Source organism: Mangrovicella endophytica, from assembly GCF_002893625.1.
GTDB classification, from domain to species: Bacteria; Pseudomonadota; Alphaproteobacteria; order Rhizobiales; family Rhizobiaceae; genus Mangrovicella; species Mangrovicella endophytica.
Genome location: NZ_PKMZ01000005.1, coordinates 114,135 through 131,749, shown reverse-complemented (window position 1 = coordinate 131,749; position 17,615 = coordinate 114,135). Strand labels below are relative to the sequence as shown.

The following is a 17,615-nucleotide window of genomic DNA, read 5'->3' as shown; positions in this document are numbered from 1 at the left end:
TCCTGTTGTTCAGAACGCTGTTTCGTTCATGACGATATTTAGCTGCTGGTTTTTGTCAAGCCGTTTGTGGCCGGACCTCGTTGGGCGTCAGAGCACGCCGTGGCCAAGGGCCTGCGATATCCGCTTTGCCGCGGCGATGACGCGCTCGCGCTGGTCCTCGGAGGGTGTTGCCGGGATGAACTGGACCATGTCGACGACGCCCACCGCGCCGCATACGGCACCGGCCGAATCGAAGATCGGCGCGGCCAGCGTATTCAGTCCGATGCCCGACTCGTTGGCGGCCGTCGCCCATCCGCGCTGGCGTACCTCCTCCAGCTCCGCCGCCAGAACCGTCGGACTGACGATCGTGTGCGGAGTCATGATCTCGAACTTGCCGCGGAGGACGCGAGCGCGAAATTCCGGCGAGGCGTTGGCGAGGACCACCTTCCCCTGCGCCGAGCAGTTGAAGGCCAGCACCGAGCCGGTCCGCACCCCGATCTCGATCGGCGACCGCCCGGGAACAGTCGCCAGAACCCTTATGCCGTCGGGCGTGATCTGCGAGACCACGGCGGAGTGGCCGAGCGCATCGCGCAGTTCCAGCAGCGCATCGGCCGCGACATGGGTGAGGTCGAGGCTGTCGCTGACGGCGCGGCCGAGTGCGATCAGCCGAGGCCCGCTCTCGTAGCGATCCGAATCCTTCGGCTGCACGATGTAGCCCTGGGCGACCAGCGTCTGCAGGTGCCGATGGATGCGGCTCTTGGTGGTGCCGAGCGCCTGGGCCAGGGCCGTCACGCCGACCGCCCGCCGCTCCCGCGCCAGGTGCTCGATGATGCCGAGCGTCAACTGTACGGCCTGGACGCCGTCGCCGCTTTTTCCTTCGATCCTGGGCACGCGCTCTCCTCGCCGTCCGCATCCTCCACAGGCCTGCACGGCTGGGGATCGGAACACGCCACGAGCTGCCGCTCAGGCCGCCGCCAACTGCGGCAGCCAAAACTTGGCCCTTGACAGACTTCCCGCCCGAAGGTGTAGAGGTTTTATATAACGAAAAACTGTTCTGAACAGCGATACAAAGGGAGGGGCGCGATGTCAATCGCTCCAGGGCGCGGTTTCCGCTCCCGCTTCACGGCACGCGATGTCCTCGTCGGCACGTTCATCAAGACGCCGGCAACGCATCCGATCGAGATCCTGGGCTCCGCCGGCTTCGACTTCGTCGTCATCGACGAGGAGCACGCCCCGTTCGATCGCGTCGCCATCGATGCCGGCCTCCTGGCAGCGCGCGCATCCGGAACGGCCGGCATCGTGCGCGTCGCCGAGCCGACCCCGTCCAAGCTCCTCTCCGCTCTCGACGATGGCGCAGCGGGCGTCCTCGTCCCGCACGTCGCCAGCGTCGAGAAGGCCCGCGCCGTCGTGTCGGCCTGCCGCTATCGCGGCGGATCGCGCGGCTTCTCCAACTCGCCGCGCGCCGGCGACTACGGCGCTGTCGGCATGTGGCCGCATGTCGAGGCGCAGGACAAGTCTGTCACCGTCATCGCGATGATCGAAGACCCCGAAGCACTCGACACGATAGACGCCATCGTCGCGGTGGACGGCCTCGACGGCGTCTTCGTCGGGCGGGGCGATCTGTCGGTCGCCATGGGCGCGACATCACCCGCCGACCCCAAGGTTCAAGCTGCGAGCGAACGCATCGCGGCTGCCGCGATCGCCGCCGGCAAGCCGGTCTGCGTCATGGTGGGCTCGCTCGCCGAGGCGCAAGGCTTCCGCGGGATCGGCGTCTCCGCCTTCATCGTCTCGAGCGACCAGGGGCTGATGCGGCAGGCCGCAACGGCCGTCCTCAACGACTTTGCCGCGATCAGAAGCGCGGCCTGACCAGGGGCGGTGACGGGCGCTGCAGCTCTCACCCGCCTTCCTACTCAAGCTCTGGGAGACACCGATGAGCACCTCGACGATGATGGCCACACCCGCCATCGACGACGACACGCGGGACGCGGAAGTCGCCGAACTCTTGCGCGGCGCGGTGGATCTCCACTGCCACAGCGGCCCGGCCGCCATGCCTCGCATTCTCGATCATCGCGAGGCGATGCAGGATGCCGAGGAAGCCGGCTTCCGCGCCCTCCTGTTCAAGGATCACTTCTATCTCGGCACGCCGCACGCCAAGCTGCTGCAGACCCTGTTTCCAGACGAAAAGGTCCAGCTCTTCTCCGGCATCGCGCTGAACAATGCCAGCGGCGGCATCAACCCCTTTGCCGTCGACCACGCCATCAAGATCGGCGCCAAGATCGTCTGGATGCCGACCCTGTCGGCCGCCAACCACATCCGCAAGGCGGAGACGGAGGCGAAGAACTTCCCGAAGACGGCGCAGCGGATGCTGGATCCGGTCCCGCTCGGCATCTTCGACGAAAACGGCCAGATGCTCGACGCCGTGAAGCAGGTGCTCGACCTCATCGCCGAAGGCGACATCATCCTCGCCGGCGGGCATCTGAACGCGACCGATCTCTTTCCGCTGTTTGAGGAGGCCAAAAGCCGCGGCGTGAAGAAGATGCTGGTCAATCACCCGACCTATGTCGTCGGCTGCTCCGACGAGGACATCCGCGGGCTCGTGGCGATGGGCGTCTACATGGAGCACTCCATCTGCATGTTCATCGAGGGCTCAGGCAAGAACTACGACGCGGAGTTCCTGCGCCACCTGATCGACGTCGCCGGTGTCGAGAACACCTGCCTCTGCTCCGATCTCGGCCTGCGCGGGGCTCCACGCCCGGTGGACGGCTACCGCCAGATCGTGCGCATGCTGCTCGACCTGCAGTTTTCGCATGCCGATATCCGTACGCTGATCGGCGACAACTCGGCCCGCCTGCTCAACCTCGCCGCCTGACCTGTCCAGATGCGAGTCCTGATCGTCTACGCTCATCCTGAGCCTACCTCCTTCTGCGCGGCCCTGAAGGACGAGGCGGTGCGGACGATCACGGAGGCCGGGCACGGTGTCACTGTGTCCGACCTCTATGCGGACGCGTTCGATCCGGTTGCCGGCCGGCACGACTTTACGACCGTCGCCGACGCGACCCGCTTCCACTACCAGAGCGAACAGCTCCATGCGGCGGAGCGCGACACCTTTGCGCCGGACATCCGGCGCGAGCAGCAGCGCCTCGCAGAAAGCGATGCGCTCGTCTTCCTCTTCCCGCTCTGGTGGGGCGGCCCGCCCGCCATCGTGAAGGGCTGGATTGACCGGGTCCTTGCCTATGGCGTTGCCTATGTCGACGGCGCGCGCTTCGACACCGGGCTCCTGCGCGAGAAGCGCGGCCTCCTCTGCGTTACCACCGGCGGCACGCCCGCCCGGTTCTCCCAGGGCGGCGCCTATGGTGACATCGCGCAGGTCCTATGGCCGCTGCAGCGCCTGACGCTCGACTATATGGGCCTCGCCTGCGAGGAGCCGTTCATCTGCTACGGCGCGCCCCGCGTCGGGCCACAGGGCCGCGCCGGCTACCTCGATGCCTGGCGCGAGCGTCTGCGTCAGCTCCTCGCCAAGCCGACGCTGGGCGCATCCACGCGCACATCGCCCGCCCCGCGCCCCGCGGCTCTGGACGACGCCGCGCCATGGGCGCTCGACGGCTGAAACCATTCCCCAGTTCCCGAGACGGAGAACCCATGTCCGCCCGCAAAGTCATCATCACCTGCGCCGTCACCGGTTCGATCCATACGCCGTCCATGTCGCCGCATCTGCCGATCACGGCGAGCGAGATCGCCGATGCGGCGATCGGCGCCGCCGAGGCGGGCGCGGCGATCGTCCATCTCCATGCGCGCAATCCTCAGGACGGCCGCCCGGATCAGAGCCTGGAGGCCTTCGCACCCATCCTGCAGCGCATCAAGCAGGGCTCGGACTGCGTCATCAACATCACCACGGGCGGCGCGCCGACCATGAGCGTCGAGGAGCGGCTGAACCCGGTCGCAACCTTCAAGCCCGAGGTCGCCTCGCTCAACATGGGCACGATGAACTTCGGCCTCTACCCGATGCTGGAGCGCTTCAAGACCTTCCAGCACGACTGGGAGCGCCCTTATATCGAGGAATCACGCAGTCGCATCTTCAAGAACACCTTTGCCGACATCGAGACGATCCTGACGACCTGCGCCGACAACGGCACGCGGTTCGAGATCGAGTGCTACGACATCGGCCATCTCTATACGCTGTCGCACTTCGTCGGCCGCGGGCTGGTGAAGCCGCCCTTCTTCATCCAGAGCGTCTTCGGGCTCCTCGGCGGCATCGGCTCTCACCCCGAAGACGTCATGATGATGAAGCGCACTGCCGACCGGCTGTTCGGCGACGACTTCAGCTGGTCGGTACTCGGCGCCGGCCGCAACCAGATGCCGATCGCGGCCATGTCCATCGCCATGGGCGGCAATGTCCGCGTCGGGCTGGAGGATTCGCTCTGGATCGGCCCCGGCAAGCTCGCGACGAGCAATGCCGAGCAGGTCGCCAAGGCGCGTATCCTGATCGAGGAGATGGGCCTGGAGATCGCGAGCCCGGCCGAGGCGCGGCACATGCTGCAGCTGAAGGGCGGCGACCGCGTCGCCTTCTAGACGGCGTCGCCTTCTAGGCCGCCCCACCTTCTCGAAATCGTCCATAACGAGGCGGCCGCAATGTTGGCCGCCTCGTCGGCCACTTAGGCCGCTGCCAGAGCAAGCGGCCGGTCGCAGCCTCTCGTTCAGAGGCCGGGCGCGACCGTGAACGCGGCCTGCGTGTTCGCCTTGATCTCGTCCACCGTCACGCCGTCGGCGAGCTCGATCAGCACCATGCCCCCATCGCCCTTCTTGTCGATCGAGAAGACGCCGAGATCGGTGACGACGAGGTCGACGACGCCGGCGCCGGTCAGCGGCAGGTCGCAGCGCGTCAGCAGCTTGGGCGAGATCGAGCCATCCTTGCCCTTGGCGACGTGCTCCATCACCACGACCACCTTCTTGACACCGGCGACGAGGTCCATCGCCCCGCCCATCCCCTTCACCATCTTGCCGGGGATCATCCAGTTGGCGAGGTCGCCATTCTCGGCCACCTGCATGGCGCCGAGGATCGACAGGTCGATATGGCCGCCGCGGATCATCGCGAAGGAGTCTGCCGACGAGAAGTAGCTCGTCGTCGGCAGCTCGGTAATCGTCTGCTTGCCGGCGTTGATGAGGTCGGCATCCTCCTCGCCCACATAGGGGAACGGCCCCATGCCGAGCATGCCATTCTCGCTCTGCAGCTGGACGCTCATGCCCTCCGGAATGAAGTTGGCGACGAGCGTCGGGATGCCGATGCCGAGATTGACGTAGAAGCCGTCCTGCAGCTCCCGCGCGGCGCGTGCCGCCATGTCCTCACGTGTCCAGGCCATGCTCAGATCTCCTCCCCGGCGGCGGCGGCGACCTCGCTCCGGTCGCGGCGCGGCCGCACCGTGCGCTGCTCGATATGCTTGGCCGTGGCCGTCACATGCACGATGCGCTTGATGAAGATGCCGGACGTGTGGATGTGATCGGGATCGATCTCGCCAGGGCTGACGAGATGCTCGACCTCGGCCACCGTCACGCGCGCCGCCGTCGCCATCATCGGATTGAAGTTGCGCGCCGTCTTCCGGTAGACGAGGTTGCCCTCCGTATCGCCCTTCCAGGCATGGACGATGGCGAGATCGGCAAAGAGGCCGCGCTCCATCACATAGGTCTCGCCGTCGAACTCGCGCGTTTCCTTGCCCTCGGCAACCAGCGTGCCGACGCCGGTCTTGGTGAAGAAGGCCGGAATGCCCGCGCCGCCGGCCCGGATACGCTCGGCGAGCGTCCCTTGCGGGTTGAATTCGAGCTGCAGCTCGCCCGACAGATACTGCTGCGCGAAGAGCTTGTTCTCGCCGACATAGGACGAGATCATCTTGGCGATCTGGCGTGTTTCGAGCAGCCGCCCGAGGCCGATGCCGTCGACGCCGGCATTGTTGGAGATCACCGTCAGGCCTTTGACGCCGGAGATCTGGATCGCCTCGATCAGCGCCTCCGGGATGCCGCAGAGGCCGAAGCCGCCCGACATCAGCACCATGTCGTCCTTCAGCAATCCAGCCAGCGCCTCTGCCGCACTTCCGTGGACTTTGCGCATCTCACCTCCCTCACGCTGCGGTCCCTCCCGAGGACCGTCGAAGCGTCAGGCTAGGACTTGCCGCGCCGGATCAGGTAGCCGTAATTCTACGGCATGGTGACGCAACGGCCATCCGATCCCGAACAGTCCGGCGAGAGTTTGCGCTTTGCGCTGCGCGAGATCCCGAAGCCGATGGTCTTCGCGGCCCACCGCATCATCCGCGACTGCAACGAGGAATTCGCCGGCCTCTTCGGCTATCGGCGCGAGGAGATCGTCGGCACCAGCTTCTCGAAGCTCTATCCGGGGGTCGCGGACTTCGTCCGCATCGGCCATCTCTGGCGCACGCATCTGACGGGCGGCGCGACCTTTCACGACGAGCGGGTGATGGCGGGCGCCGCCGGCCGGCGCTTCTGGTGCCGCGTCACCGGCCGCTCGGCGCAGGCGAGCGACCCGTTCGCCGCCGCGCTCTACTGCTTCGAGCCGATGAGCCGGCCTGTCGGTGACGCCGCGCTGACGCCGCGCCAGCGCCAGATCCTCTCGTTGCTGGCGCAGGGGCGGACCAGCGCCGCGATCGCTGCCGAGATGAGCCTGTCAACCCGCACGGTGGAGGCCCATCGCCTACGCCTGTCCCGGCGCCTCGGGCTTGCCAACACCGCGGCCCTGGTCGCCTGGTTCTGCGAGCAGGACGCGTGAGCGCAGGACCGTCGCCGCGCCTCGGTGGCGGTCAGAACAGGAAGTAGCGCTGCGCCATCGGCAGCACGGTGGCGGGCTCGCAGGTGAGTATCTCGCCGTCGGCCCGCACTTCGTAGGTCTCCGGATCGACCTCGACATGCGGGGTTGCCGAGTTGTGGATCATCGAGGCCTTGGAGATGCCGCCGCGGGTGTTCTCGACGGCAAGGAAGGTCTTCTCGCAGCCGAGCTTCTCGCGCAGCCCCTCTGCCATCGCTGCACCCGAGACGAAGGTCACGCCCGACGCGCCGACCGCCTTGCCGAACGCGCCGAACATCGGCCGATAATGCACCGGCTGCGGCGTCGGGATAGAGGCGTTCGGATCGCCCATGGGCGCTGCGACGATCGTGCCGCCCAGCAGCACCATCATCGGCTTCACCCCGAAGAAGGCGGGATCCCACAAAACGAGGTCGGCGCGCTTGCCGATTTCGATCGAGCCGATCTCCTTCGACATGCCGTGCGCGATGGCCGGGTTGATCGTGTATTTCGCGACATAGCGGCGGGCGCGCAGATTGTCGTTGTCGCCTCGCTCATCCTTCAGCCGGCCGCGCTGGCGCTTCATCTTGTCGGCGGTCTGCCAGGTGCGGATCACCACCTCGCCGACGCGGCCCATCGCCTGGCTGTCGGAGGCGATGATGGAGAAGGCGCCGAGGTCATGCAGGATGTCCTCGGCCGCGATCGTCTCCTTGCGGATGCGGCTTTCGGCAAAGGCGATGTCCTCGGGGATCGAGGCGTCGAGATGGTGGCACACCATGAGCATGTCGAGATGCTCCTCCAGCGTGTTCACCGTGTAGGGCCGGGTCGGATTGGTCGAGGACGGCAGGACGTTCGGCAGGCCGCAGACCTTGATGATGTCCGGCGCGTGGCCGCCGCCCGCGCCCTCGGTATGGAAGGCGTGGATGGTGCGTCCCTTGAACGCGTCCACCGTGTTCTCGACGAAGCCGGATTCGTTCAGCGTGTCGGTGTGGATCATCACCTGCACGTCATAGTCGTCGGCAACCGACAGGCAGCAGTCGATCGCAGCCGGCGTCGTGCCCCAGTCCTCGTGGAGCTTCAGCGCACAGGCGCCGCCCTTCACCATTTCCTCGAGCGCTGCAGGCAGCGAGGCATTGCCCTTGCCCGACAGACCGAAATTCATCGGGAAGGCATCGAGCGCCTGGATCATCCGCGCAAGGTGCCACGGCCCCGGCGTGCAGGTCGTCGCCAGCGTGCCATGTGCCGGACCGGTGCCCCCGCCCAGCATGGTGGTGACGCCGGAGAAGAGCGCCTCCTCGATCTGCTGCGGGGCGATGAAGTGGATGTGGCTGTCGAAGCCTCCGGCCGTCAGGATCTTGCCCTCGCCGGCGATCGCCTCGGTACCTGGACCGACGATGATGGTGACGCCCGGCTGCGTATCCGGATTGCCGGCCTTGCCAATGGCGGCGATGCGCCCGCCCTTCAGCCCGACATCGGCCTTGTAGATGCCGGTATGGTCGAGGATCAGCGCATTGGTGATCACCGTGTCGACGGCGCCGCCGGCGCGCGACACCTGGCTCTGGCCCATGCCGTCGCGGATCACCTTGCCGCCGCCGAATTTCACCTCTTCGCCATAGGTGGTGAGGTCCTTCTCCACCTCGATGAAGAGCTCCGTATCAGCCAAGCGCACCTTGTCGCCCGTCGTCGGTCCGAACATGGCGGCATAGGCGGAACGGGCGATCGAAGCGGGCATGGGCGATGGCTCCGGAGCAGGATGACGACGGGCGCGGTGCTTCGTTGCAGCGCACCCGGACGGGAACCATATGGCGGTCTTGGGGGCTTGTCTTCCCCAAAGCCGTGCATCAAGCCGTTCAGTACGATCGCTGCCGCCGGCGCTCGTGTCTCGGCGCTTCGGCGAGCCACCACGGAGGTCCAGCATGCCGCGATCGATGGTCCTTTCAGCCCTTCTTGCTGCGGTGACCGCCCTGTCGGCCGCCCCGTCGCAGGCACAGCCTTTCGATCCCGGCCCGGCGGGAACGCCCGTCGGCTCCTCCATGTCAGGCGCGCGGATCGCGCCGGTGCCGCATCGCCGGACCCGCGGCATTCCGAACGCCGACGTCTTTGGAGACACGGTCGAGGAACGCACCTACGGCCGCGACTACGACAACAGCTACCTGACGCCGCGCATCCCGAATGTCGGGCGCGACAGAGACGTGCCGTCGGAGCTGCGGGCGACGGAGGGTCGGTCGGATCTCAACGCCGTCAATGCCGGCGCTTTCGCACGCGGCGGGCCGACCGCCATCGGCCGCAGTTCGGTCACCCGCGGCAGCGCCTTCGGCGGTCCGCGCGCCGTCATCGTGCCGAACAAGCGCAAGAAGTAGCCTGCACGGAGCCACGGCGTGACTCCGGGCCGATAATCGGCCGGCATTCCCCCGCAGAAGGAACGTCATCGACAGCAGGTGGTTGATAGATGGTAAGGTCGGCAGACGAGGCCTCCGCCAGCGCTGGCCGAGATCAGGAGGATGCCCAGTGACCCCACTCAAGCTCATCGGCGGCGCCGCTTCTCTGGCGCTTCTCCTTGCCACATCGGCCCTCGCTCAGACGGGCGGAGGCGTTGGCGGTGGTAGTGGCGGATCCGGCGGCGCGGCAGGCGGTGTTAGCGCCGGCAGCAGCGGCGGCGTCTCGTCGCCCTCTGTCGGAGGCGGCAGCACCGGATCGACCGGTGCCGGACAGCAGGGCGGCATGATGACACCGCGTCCGATCAGCCCGGGCGAAGGCAGTGTCTCCGGCACGGCGAGCGGCGCCTCCGGCCTCTCAGGCACGGCGTCCGGCACCGGCGTTTCCGGCAGTTCGGCCGGCTCGCAGACGAGCGGCGCCGGCATCGACAGCAACGGCACGAGCGTCAACGGCACCGCAGGTTCATCCGGCTCATCCGGAACTGGCACCAGCAGCATCGAATCGACCGACGACCAGTTGAACGCCACGCAAGGCGCGACGTCGGTGAACTCGGTCAATGCCGATGCTGTGGCCAGGACGGGCGATGTCGGTGCGGCCACGACGCTGGGGGGCACGGGAGCCGGGAGCGCAAGCGGCACCTTGAGCTCACCCGGCCAGGCGACATCGGGCGCCGGCTCGGAAGCGGAGTACCGCATCCCCGAACCCCGCATAGGCGTTGATCTCGGCTCCATCCGCAATGCGCTGGAGGCCGACCCGAGCGCGACGCCGCGGATGAACGGCGACTGACGGCTTTCGAGCACCAACTCAGCACGATCCGGCGCGGCCAAAGCGAGCCGTGCCGCTGCACCTTAGTTCTCGATGAGTCTGCTTCTGGCAGCCTGTATCAGGTGTAGGCATTCCGCTTTTGCGGAACACTGCGGGCCGGACCCGCCCGTGCCGGCAAAGCGTTCGCCCGCCTAAAGCGCGCCCATCACCTTGGCGTTGAAGCCATAGATGGTGCGCCCGCCTTGCATCGGCACCAGCCGCACCTCGCGGCGCTGTCCCGGTTCGAAGCGCACCGCCGTACCCGCGGCGATGTCGAGTCTGAGGCCCCGCGCCGCCTCACGATCGAAGGTCAGCGCCGGGTTGGTTTCGGCGAAGTGATAGTGGCTGCCGACCTGCACCGGACGGTCGCCGGTATTGGCAACCTCCAGCACGATGACCGGCTGGCCCTCGTTGAGAACGATCTCGCCAGCCGCCGTGATCACCTCGCCGGGAATCATGGTCAGCCGACCATCAGGGCGAGACCGGCAACCGCCGTGCCGGCGCCGACGAGGCGCGACGCCGCCGTGCCGGCGCTCTTGCCGAAGCCGAGACCCGAAGCGAGCGCGAGGCCAAGCCCGATGCCGGCAAGGTGCAGGAGCGTCGTCGCCGCAGCGAAGCCGGCGCCGTAGGAAGCAGCGCCTGCCAGACCCAGCTCGGTGCCGTGGGCGTGGCCATGGAACAGCGCAAAGGCGCCGACGATGGCTGAGCAGGCCGGCACGGGCAGGCGTGCCGCGGTGGCGACCAACAGGCCGAGCGCGACGACGGAGGCGAGGATCACCGGCTCCACCAAAGGCAGCGGCATGCCGACCAAGGCGGCGCCGAAGCCAACCATCATCGTCGCCACGAAGGCGCTTGGCACGATCCAGACGGCGCGACCGCCGATCATCGCCGCCCAGAGACCCACGGTCACCATGGCAAGGATATGGTCCAGGCCGAACAGCGGATGCGACAGGCCGGCCATGAACGAGCCGTGCGCGGCCGGATCGAGATGGGCGAAGGCCGGAGCCGTTGCAGCGGCAAGGGCGATGGCGGTGAGCGAAAGACGTCGGATCATCAATGTTAAGTCCCTGAAGCGGTCGACCTGAGGCGCCCCGGATTGGGTCGCGCCGATGGGTGCGCAGACGACGCCGAAGCGCCGCTAAGCCTCACGATCATGGAAGAGCGGACGCAGCCTGTCAAAGCCATCCTGCGAAAGGACCGCGCTGGTTAAGCCGCTCCTACACGCCTCATGCGCCTCTAACGCACGGGTAACGCTGGTGAAACAAAGCGGCGTCTGGAGCATTTCTGGTAAGAGGTGCCGCCTTAGGGTGGCTCCAGACGACAGGGAAAGCGTCAAACGACGCGGAAACAGGACCGTAGGGACAGAGCCGAAACGGCCGCCATGCGAATCCATCCGCGGCACCAGCAGCCATCGGACTTGAGGACAATGACCGTTTCGCACATCGCGCTCGGCACTCTCGCCTGCGCCGCCGTCATCGCCACCGCCATTCCGGCCGGCGTCGCCGCACCCAACATCGTGCGCACGGTGACGCTCGCGGGCGTCCAGAGCCCGGCCTACTACTCGATCGTCGACAAGACCTACCGCTTCATCGGCACGCCGGTGCAGAGCGCCGGCAGCGCCTCGACGTCGAACGAGCGGATCGCCGGTCTCGACATGGAGCCGCAGGACTGAACCGCCGGGATCGTACAGAGCTCATCGCCGATCGAACCAGCGTCTCATCCTGAACTGCAGGCTCTCATCACTTAAGTGATGAGAGCACCTCCGCCGGGCGACAAGACCGCCGGCAGGCGCCTACCGGATCGGCTCGTGCACCGTCACGAGCTTGGTGCCGTCAGGAAATGTCGCCTCGACCTGGACGTCGGGGATCATCTCGGCGATGCCCTCCATCACCTGATCCCGTGAGATCACATGCGCGCCGGCCTCCATCAGGTCGGCAACGCTGCGCCCATCCCGCGCGCCTTCCACCACGAAGTCGGTGATCAGCGCGATCGCCTCGGGGTGATTGAGCTTGACGCCACGGCCAAGGCGCTTGCGCGCCACCTCGGCCGCCATGGCGATCAGAAGCTTGTCCTTTTCCCGCGGCGTCAGCTGCATGTCGAAATCCTCATTCTCTCTGTCAGAGCGACCATACAAGCGGCAGCGGCTCCACCGCCAGAGCGGTGAGCGCCGGGATCAGCCGCTTGCGCAGCGAGAATCCGTCCGGCGCGACGAGCCGTGCTATCAGAAGACCGTCGACCATCGTCGCGCCGCCTCTGTTACCGACAGTCGCCCGCAGCGGGTCCAGCCGCGCCTCGGCCTCGGGCGCTTGCACCAGGATCGTTGCGAAGGCGCGGTTACCGGAAAGACTGGCGCCGTGCCCGGCGAGAGCGCTGACGGCACCCTCCAACCGCAGATCGTCCGCAAAGACGAGCCGGCCGTCGCGGCGGATGCGCCAGCGATCGCGCAAGCTGCCGGTCAGGACCGTCTCTCCCATCGCCTCCCGGCCGAGGATGACGCTTTCGACGAGAAGCAGCCGCGACGTTGTCGCGCAATCGATCTCAAGGCTTCGCTGCAGGGCTCCGCCGTCGAAGAGGATGGTCTCCTGCGGCAGCCAGGCGAAGCCGGCGCCGGGCCCGACCCTCGCCTTCGTCGCGACCTCCGCCCTTCCCGAGCTTGCGCGGTAGACGCGCTCGCAGGCCTGTGTCGTCACGGTGAGCGCTGCGCCGCTCTCCACCTGAAAACGCTGCGCCAGTCGGTCGCCGCCGGTGAGCCCGCCGGAGGTGTTGATCAGCACCGCCTCGGCACCGCCATGCGGCAGCCGGGGAAAGCGCAGCTTCAGGCAACCGGCCTGGTGCAGCCGGGCGAGCCGCGTACGGCCGCCAACCGGCCGCACCTCTGCCCTCGCCTCGCCGCGGGCGCGCTGCAGAGGCACGGCCGCATCGGCCTCACTCCACGGTTCAGCCCGGGTGCTGGAGGCTCCACTCGCGAAAGGACCGGCCGGAACGACATTCGGATGCATGGTGAGGAAATCCGCTCCGGTCAGCATGGCAGGACGAGCCGGCGCGGCACGTCTCAGACCGTCAGATGCCGCCGCACCTCGGGCCGATCGAGATCGGCGGCCACGCCCTCGAACACGACCTCGCCGCGGTCCATGATGTAGACCTTGTCGGCGAGCTCGCGGCAGAAGTCGAGATACTGTTCGACGAGGAGGATTGCGAGGCCGGACTGCTCCTTGAGAAACCGGATGGCGCGGCCGATGTCCTTGATGATCGAAGGCTGGATGCCCTCGGTCGGCTCGTCGAGGACGAGGAGCTGCGGCCGCGTCACCAGCGCTCGGCCGATGGCGAGCTGCTGCTGCTGCCCGCCGGAGAGATCGCCGCCGCGCCGGCCGAGCATGTCCTTCAGCACCGGGAAGAGCTCGAACACATGGTCGGGTATGCTGCGCTCGGAGCCCTTCAGCGGCGCAAAGCCGGTCTGCAGGTTCTCCTTCACCGTCAGGAGGGGAAAGATCTCGCGGCCCTGCGGCACGAAGCCGATGCCGCGGCGGGCACGGGCGTAAGGCGCCTCGCGACCGAGCGTTTCGCCATCGAGTGCGATTTCGCCGCGGCGGATCGGCTGGTGCCCGACGACCGCCCGCAGAAGGCTGGTCTTGCCGACGCCGTTGCGCCCGAGGACGCAGGTGATCTCGCCCTTCGCGGCGGTTAGCGAGACGCCCCGCAGCGCCTGTGCCGCACCATAATAGAGATCGACATTCGAGACGCTCAGCATTGGCCGGCTTCCCTCCTGGTGGTGCGGCAAAACGAGGTCGCGATCATCGGCCGAGATAGACCTCGATGACGCGCGGATCGGCACTGACGGCGTCGAGCGAGCCTTCGGACAGCACACTGCCCTCGTGCAGGCAGGTGACCTTGACGCCGAGCTCACGCACGAAGTGCATATCGTGTTCCACGACGACGACCGAGCGCGTCTGGGCGATCTCGCGCAGGAGCCGTGCCGTCTCGGCCGTTTCGGCGTCGGTCATGCCGGCGACCGGCTCGTCGACGAGGAGCAGCTCGGGGTCCTGCGCCAGCAGCATGCCGATCTCCAGCCACTGTTTCTGCCCGTGGCTGAGGTCGGCAGCGAGCGTGCGGCGCTTTTCCGTGAGGCGGGTTGTGGCAAGGATGCGGCCGATCGCGTCGCGCTCGCTCTCATCCTTGCGATGGAACAGGGCGGCGAAGATCGACCGGCTGCCGGCGAGCGACAGGCGCAGATTGTCCTCCACCGTCTGGCTCTCGAAGACGGTCGGCTTCTGGAACTTGCGCCCGATCCCCATCGCGGCGATCGACGCCTCGTCATGGGCGGTCAGGTCGACGTCGCCGCGGTAGTAGACCTCGCCCGTGTCCGGCCGGGTCTTGCCGGTGATGATGTCCATCATCGTGGTTTTGCCGGCGCCGTTCGGGCCGATGATCGCGCGCATCTCGCCCTTGGCGACGACCAGCGAGAGGTTGTTGATCGCCTTGAAGCCGTCGAAGCTCTTGGTGACGCCGTTGAGGTAGAGCAGCGTGTCGCGGCGCGGGCTCACCGTCGCAGCCTTGGCGGCCAGTTCGGCAGCGCGCTGCGTCGCGTAAGGGTGCGGCGAGACGACGGCGCGGGCAAGCGACACATCACTGGCAGCGGAGGCCGGCACCGGGCCGGCGATCGTCTGAGCCGATTCCATCGTCATCGCGCTCACTCCGCCGGGCTCGGCAGCGCGCCGTCCGGCATGCTCGTGCGGTCGGCGGCCGGGCTCTGCGGCGGCAGCTGCGGCGGCGCCCCGGTGCCGTCCTCGGCGCTGAGCGAGCGCCTCCGGTCACGCAGGGCGTTCCAGCCGTGGTCGATCGTCCCAACGATGCCGCGCGGCAGAAACAGCGTCACCACCACGAAGAGGCCGCCGAGCACGAACAGCCAGAACTCGGGCGCGGCGACGGTGAAGTAGCTCTTGCCCGCATTGACGAGGAGCGCCCCGAGCACCGGGCCGAGGATGGTGCCGCGCCCGCCGACCGCGGCCCAGACGACCACCTCGATGGAGTTCACCGGCGCGAACTCGCCGGGATTGATGATGCCGACCTGCGGCACGTAGAGCGCGCCGGCAATGCCCGCCATGACAGCGGAGACGGTGAAGGCGAAGAGCTTCACATGCTCGGCCCGCCAGCCGAGGAATCGCGTGCGGCTCTCCGCGTCGCGCACGGCGATCATCAGCTTGCCGAGCTTGGAGCGCGTCACGCCGCCGACGAGGAGGACGCCGAGCGCCAGCGCGATGCAGGTGGCGGCGAAGAGCCCGGCCCGCGTGCCCTGGCTGGCGATCGAAAAACCGAGCAGCTCCTTGAAGTCGGTGAGGCCGTTATTGCCGCCAAAGCCCATGTCATTGCGGAAGAAGGCCAGCAGCAGCGCGTAGGTCATCGCCTGCGTGATGATGGAGAGATAGACGCCGGTGACGCGGGATCGGAAGGCGAAGTAGCCAAAGACGAAGGCGAGCAGGCCCGGCACCAGCACCACCATCAGGGCGGCAAACCAGAACTGGTCGAAGCCGTGCCAGAACCACGGCAGCCGGTCCCAGTTGAGGAAGACCATGAAGTCCGGCAGCACCGGATTGCCGTAGACGCCGCGCGAGCCGATCTGGCGCATCAGATACATGCCCATCGCATAGCCGCCGAGCGCGAAGAAGGCGCCGTGGCCGAGCGACAGGATGCCGACGAAGCCCCAGACGAGATCGAGCGCCAGCGCCAGCAGAGCGTAGCAGAGATATTTGCCAAACAGCGGCACCATATAGCTCGGCACATGGAGCGGGCTGTCCGCCGGCAGCCACAGATTGGCCATCGGCACCAGGATGGCCGCAGCGAGCAGCGCGGCGACGAGCAGCCAGACGCGGGGCCCAAGAAGTCTGCCGAGCATCATGCTTCCACGAACCTCCCCTTTTGGGCGAACAGGCCACGGGGGCGTTTCTGGATGAACAGGATGAGCAGGACCAGCACCACGATCTTGCCGAGCACCGCACCGGCAAAGGGCTCCAGAAACTTGTTGAGGATGCCGAGGCTCATTGCGCCGACCAGCGTGCCCCATAGATTGCCGACCCCGCCGAACACCACGACCATGAAGGAATCGATGATGTAGCCCTGCCCGAGATTGGGCGAGACATTGTCGATCTGGCTGAGTGCGACGCCGGCAACGCCTGCGATACCCGAGCCGAGCGCGAAGGTCATCGCGTCGATCCACGGCGTGCGGATGCCCATGGCCGACGCCATGCGCCGGTTCTGCGTCACCGCCCGCATCTGCAGGCCGAGCGACGTGCGCCCAAGCACCAGGAGAAGCGCGGCAAAGACGATCAGCGCGAAGACGATGATCCAGAGGCGGTTCCAGGTCACCGACATCAGCCCCACCTCGAAGGCGCCAGACATCCAGTCGGGGTTGCCGACCTGCCGGTTGGTGGGGCCGAAGATGGTGCGCACGCCCTGCTGCAGGATCAGCGACACGCCGAAGGTGGCAAGCAGCGTTTCCAGCGGGCGGCCGTAGAGGAAGCGGATGATACCGCGCTCGATGACGAGCCCGACAAAGGCCGAGACAAGGAAGGCCAGCGGCAGCGCGATGGCCAGCGACCAGGCGAAGAGGCTGGGCGCCTCGGCGCGGATCGTCTCCTGCACCGCGAAGGTCGTGTAGGCGCCGAGCATCACCATCTCGCCATGCGCCATGTTGATGACGCCCATGACGCCGAAGGTGATGGCAAGGCCGATGGCGGCGAGCAGCAGCACCGAGCCGAGCGACAGGCCGTACCAGACGTTCTGCGCATAGGCCCAGAAGGCGATGGTCTCTTCGATAGCGCCGGCAGCCTTGGCGGCAGCCGCTTTCACCGCCGCCTCGGCACTGCCGGCGGAGGCGGCCGTCAGCACGACCAGCGCCTCGCGGTCGCCGCGCGACCCGAGCAGCTCGATGGCAGCAAGCTTCTCGGCTTCGGGGCGATCGGACTTCAGCACCGCCGCGGCGCGCGCCTGCTCCAGCCGGGCGCGGATGTCGGGCAGTTGCTCGCCTGCGATGGCCGCGTCGAGCGTCTCGATCTGCTCAGGCGTCGCCCCGGCGAACAAGGTATTGGCGGCGGCAAGGCGCTTGGCCGGATCGGGCGAGGCCAGCGTCAGGGAGCCCAGGGCATCGCTGACCGTGCGGCGAATGGAGTTCTTGATCTTGACCTTGGCGAGATTGCCGCTCGGCTCCTCACCCGCGGGGTCCCCGCTCAGTGGATCGAGGAGGGTCAGCGGATCGCCGCCTCCGGAGGCGATGAAGACGCGGTTGTCGGATTTGCGATAGTAGAGCTGGCCCTCGGCGAGCGCATTCAGCGCCCTCGCGACGGCCGGATCGCCGGTCGCGGCGAGCTCCTTCACCGTGGCTTCCGTCGCCTCGAAGCTCGTCTTGCCGCCGAACTTCTGGACGATCTGCGCGGGGTCGCCGGCCTGCGCGAAGGCAGCAGCGCCGCTGCCCAAACAGGCAAGGAGGGCCAGGAACGCCAGCGTCAGGAGCCGGCAGGGCAGTGTCAGCATCGATGGAGCCGCCGCATCGGTTTCGCCGGGAGGGCGGGGCGGCACCGAAGCACCGCCCCGCGGGCGCGTCTTGGGAGGACGTCGCGCC

The 17,615-nt window shown here is 67.5% G+C and carries 20 protein-coding genes; 8 read left to right on the top strand and 12 right to left on the bottom strand.

Annotation, left to right across the window (positions count from 1 at the left end; genetic code table 11):
- Positions 1 to 87 precede the first annotated feature (87 nt).
- Entirely contained in the window at positions 88 to 870 is a 783-nt protein-coding gene (locus C0R46_RS13435) for an IclR family transcriptional regulator (RefSeq protein WP_198598329.1), read from the bottom strand.
- A 192-nt stretch (positions 871 to 1,062) separates the two neighbouring features.
- On the opposite strand from C0R46_RS13435, the gene C0R46_RS13430 reads away from it, so the two are divergent.
- The 4 genes from C0R46_RS13430 (at position 1,063) to kce (ending at position 4,548) form a co-directional block, all read left to right on the top strand.
- Complete coding sequence (locus tag C0R46_RS13430) at positions 1,063 to 1,845, top strand: HpcH/HpaI aldolase family protein (protein ID WP_102960151.1); 783 nt, start codon at positions 1,063 to 1,065, stop codon at positions 1,843 to 1,845.
- 64 nt (positions 1,846 to 1,909) lie between these two features.
- The gene (locus C0R46_RS13425) at positions 1,910 to 2,848 is read left to right on the top strand and encodes a DUF6282 family protein (protein ID WP_245413575.1); all 939 of its coding nucleotides are present in this window, start codon (positions 1,910 to 1,912) and stop codon (positions 2,846 to 2,848) included.
- Between the two features lie 9 nt (positions 2,849 to 2,857).
- Positions 2,858 to 3,586, top strand: coding sequence for an NAD(P)H-dependent oxidoreductase (locus C0R46_RS13420; RefSeq protein ID WP_102960150.1), 729 nt, complete (start codon positions 2,858 to 2,860; stop codon positions 3,584 to 3,586).
- A 32-nt stretch (positions 3,587 to 3,618) separates the two neighbouring features.
- Positions 3,619 to 4,548 (top strand): 3,5-dioxohexanoate:acetyl-CoA acetone transferase, encoded by a 930-nt coding sequence (kce, locus tag C0R46_RS13415; RefSeq protein ID WP_102960149.1) that lies wholly within the window; start codon positions 3,619 to 3,621, stop codon positions 4,546 to 4,548.
- 125 nt (positions 4,549 to 4,673) lie between these two features.
- On the opposite strand, the gene C0R46_RS13410 is transcribed toward kce, so the two are convergent.
- The gene (locus tag C0R46_RS13410; protein ID WP_102960148.1) at positions 4,674 to 5,336 is read right to left on the bottom strand and encodes a 3-oxoacid CoA-transferase subunit B; all 663 of its coding nucleotides are present in this window, start codon (positions 5,334 to 5,336) and stop codon (positions 4,674 to 4,676) included.
- Between the two features lie 2 nt (positions 5,337 to 5,338).
- Complete coding sequence (locus C0R46_RS13405) at positions 5,339 to 6,079, bottom strand: CoA transferase subunit A (RefSeq protein WP_102960147.1); 741 nt, start codon at positions 6,077 to 6,079, stop codon at positions 5,339 to 5,341.
- A gap of 93 nt (positions 6,080 to 6,172) precedes the next feature.
- Here C0R46_RS13405 and C0R46_RS13400 point away from each other — a divergent pair, with 93 nt between their 5' ends.
- Complete coding sequence (locus tag C0R46_RS13400) at positions 6,173 to 6,751, top strand: PAS and helix-turn-helix domain-containing protein (protein ID WP_102960146.1); 579 nt, start codon at positions 6,173 to 6,175, stop codon at positions 6,749 to 6,751.
- Positions 6,752 to 6,782: 31 nt separating this feature from the next.
- Here the strand turns inward: C0R46_RS13400 and ureC are convergent, their stop codons facing one another.
- Complete coding sequence (gene ureC / locus C0R46_RS13395; RefSeq protein ID WP_102960145.1) at positions 6,783 to 8,495, bottom strand: urease subunit alpha; 1,713 nt, start codon at positions 8,493 to 8,495, stop codon at positions 6,783 to 6,785.
- A gap of 184 nt (positions 8,496 to 8,679) precedes the next feature.
- Between ureC and C0R46_RS13390 the strand changes: the two genes are divergently transcribed.
- Both C0R46_RS13390 and C0R46_RS13385 read left to right on the top strand, forming a co-directional pair.
- Positions 8,680 to 9,123 carry a hypothetical protein gene (locus C0R46_RS13390; RefSeq protein WP_102960144.1) on the top strand — a complete coding sequence of 148 codons (444 nt, stop codon included), beginning with the start codon at positions 8,680 to 8,682 and terminating at the stop codon, positions 9,121 to 9,123.
- Between the two features lie 148 nt (positions 9,124 to 9,271).
- Positions 9,272 to 9,985, top strand: a complete 714-nt coding sequence (locus C0R46_RS13385; RefSeq protein WP_102960143.1) for a hypothetical protein — start codon at positions 9,272 to 9,274, stop codon at positions 9,983 to 9,985.
- Positions 9,986 to 10,155: 170 nt separating this feature from the next.
- On the opposite strand, the gene C0R46_RS13380 is transcribed toward C0R46_RS13385, so the two are convergent.
- Together C0R46_RS13380 and C0R46_RS13375 are read right to left on the bottom strand one after the other, a co-directional pair.
- A complete protein-coding gene (locus C0R46_RS13380; protein ID WP_102960142.1) occupies positions 10,156 to 10,461 on the bottom strand; it encodes an urease subunit beta in 306 nt (101 codons plus the stop codon).
- A 2-nt stretch (positions 10,462 to 10,463) separates the two neighbouring features.
- On the bottom strand, positions 10,464 to 11,057 hold the full coding sequence (locus tag C0R46_RS13375) for a HupE/UreJ family protein (RefSeq protein ID WP_102960141.1): 594 nt from the start codon (positions 11,055 to 11,057) through the stop codon (positions 10,464 to 10,466).
- Between the two features lie 372 nt (positions 11,058 to 11,429).
- On the opposite strand from C0R46_RS13375, the gene C0R46_RS13370 reads away from it, so the two are divergent.
- Complete coding sequence (locus C0R46_RS13370) at positions 11,430 to 11,675, top strand: hypothetical protein (RefSeq protein WP_102960140.1); 246 nt, start codon at positions 11,430 to 11,432, stop codon at positions 11,673 to 11,675.
- 120 nt (positions 11,676 to 11,795) lie between these two features.
- Here C0R46_RS13370 and C0R46_RS13365 read toward each other — a convergent pair whose 3' ends face one another.
- The 6 genes from C0R46_RS13365 to urtB form a co-directional block, all read right to left on the bottom strand.
- Positions 11,796 to 12,098 (bottom strand): urease subunit gamma, encoded by a 303-nt coding sequence (locus C0R46_RS13365; RefSeq protein ID WP_102960139.1) that lies wholly within the window; start codon positions 12,096 to 12,098, stop codon positions 11,796 to 11,798.
- Between the two features lie 22 nt (positions 12,099 to 12,120).
- A complete protein-coding gene (locus C0R46_RS13360; RefSeq protein WP_245413574.1) occupies positions 12,121 to 12,915 on the bottom strand; it encodes an urease accessory protein UreD in 795 nt (264 codons plus the stop codon).
- 140 nt (positions 12,916 to 13,055) lie between these two features.
- Positions 13,056 to 13,751, bottom strand: a complete 696-nt coding sequence (urtE, locus tag C0R46_RS13355) for an urea ABC transporter ATP-binding subunit UrtE (RefSeq protein ID WP_102960138.1) — start codon at positions 13,749 to 13,751, stop codon at positions 13,056 to 13,058.
- 43 nt (positions 13,752 to 13,794) lie between these two features.
- A complete protein-coding gene (gene urtD / locus C0R46_RS13350) occupies positions 13,795 to 14,679 on the bottom strand; it encodes an urea ABC transporter ATP-binding protein UrtD (protein WP_102960265.1) in 885 nt (294 codons plus the stop codon).
- A gap of 11 nt (positions 14,680 to 14,690) precedes the next feature.
- Complete coding sequence (gene urtC, locus C0R46_RS13345) at positions 14,691 to 15,896, bottom strand: urea ABC transporter permease subunit UrtC (protein ID WP_102960137.1); 1,206 nt, start codon at positions 15,894 to 15,896, stop codon at positions 14,691 to 14,693.
- A complete protein-coding gene (gene urtB, locus C0R46_RS13340; protein ID WP_102960136.1) occupies positions 15,893 to 17,527 on the bottom strand; it encodes an urea ABC transporter permease subunit UrtB in 1,635 nt (544 codons plus the stop codon). The genes urtC and urtB overlap by 4 nt, the downstream gene beginning before the upstream one ends.
- Positions 17,528 to 17,615: the final 88 nt, after the last annotated feature.

Bases quoted from the DNA above. Each gene is read 5' to 3' on its own strand.
- C0R46_RS13410 (WP_102960148.1), bottom strand. From the start codon at position 5,336: ATGGCCTGGACACGTGAGGACATGGCGGCACGCGCCGCGCGGGAGCTG.
- ureC (WP_102960145.1), bottom strand. From the start codon at position 8,495: ATGCCCGCTTCGATCGCCCGTTCCGCCTATGCCGCCATGTTCGGACCG.
- urtD (WP_102960265.1), bottom strand. From the start codon at position 14,679: ATGGAATCGGCTCAGACGATCGCCGGCCCGGTGCCGGCCTCCGCTGCC.
- C0R46_RS13375 (WP_102960141.1), bottom strand. From the start codon at position 11,057: ATGATCCGACGTCTTTCGCTCACCGCCATCGCCCTTGCCGCTGCAACG.
- C0R46_RS13405 (WP_102960147.1), bottom strand. From the start codon at position 6,079: ATGCGCAAAGTCCACGGAAGTGCGGCAGAGGCGCTGGCTGGATTGCTG.
- C0R46_RS13425 (WP_245413575.1), top strand. From the start codon at position 1,910: ATGAGCACCTCGACGATGATGGCCACACCCGCCATCGACGACGACACG.
- C0R46_RS13400 (WP_102960146.1), top strand. From the start codon at position 6,173: ATGGTGACGCAACGGCCATCCGATCCCGAACAGTCCGGCGAGAGTTTG.
- C0R46_RS13420 (WP_102960150.1), top strand. From the start codon at position 2,858: ATGCGAGTCCTGATCGTCTACGCTCATCCTGAGCCTACCTCCTTCTGC.
- C0R46_RS13380 (WP_102960142.1), bottom strand. From the start codon at position 10,461: ATGATTCCCGGCGAGGTGATCACGGCGGCTGGCGAGATCGTTCTCAAC.
- kce (WP_102960149.1), top strand. From the start codon at position 3,619: ATGTCCGCCCGCAAAGTCATCATCACCTGCGCCGTCACCGGTTCGATC.
- urtC (WP_102960137.1), bottom strand. From the start codon at position 15,896: ATGATGCTCGGCAGACTTCTTGGGCCCCGCGTCTGGCTGCTCGTCGCC.
- C0R46_RS13370 (WP_102960140.1), top strand. From the start codon at position 11,430: ATGACCGTTTCGCACATCGCGCTCGGCACTCTCGCCTGCGCCGCCGTC.
- C0R46_RS13390 (WP_102960144.1), top strand. From the start codon at position 8,680: ATGCCGCGATCGATGGTCCTTTCAGCCCTTCTTGCTGCGGTGACCGCC.
- C0R46_RS13365 (WP_102960139.1), bottom strand. From the start codon at position 12,098: ATGCAGCTGACGCCGCGGGAAAAGGACAAGCTTCTGATCGCCATGGCG.
- urtE (WP_102960138.1), bottom strand. From the start codon at position 13,751: ATGCTGAGCGTCTCGAATGTCGATCTCTATTATGGTGCGGCACAGGCG.
- C0R46_RS13430 (WP_102960151.1), top strand. From the start codon at position 1,063: ATGTCAATCGCTCCAGGGCGCGGTTTCCGCTCCCGCTTCACGGCACGC.
- urtB (WP_102960136.1), bottom strand. From the start codon at position 17,527: ATGCTGACACTGCCCTGCCGGCTCCTGACGCTGGCGTTCCTGGCCCTC.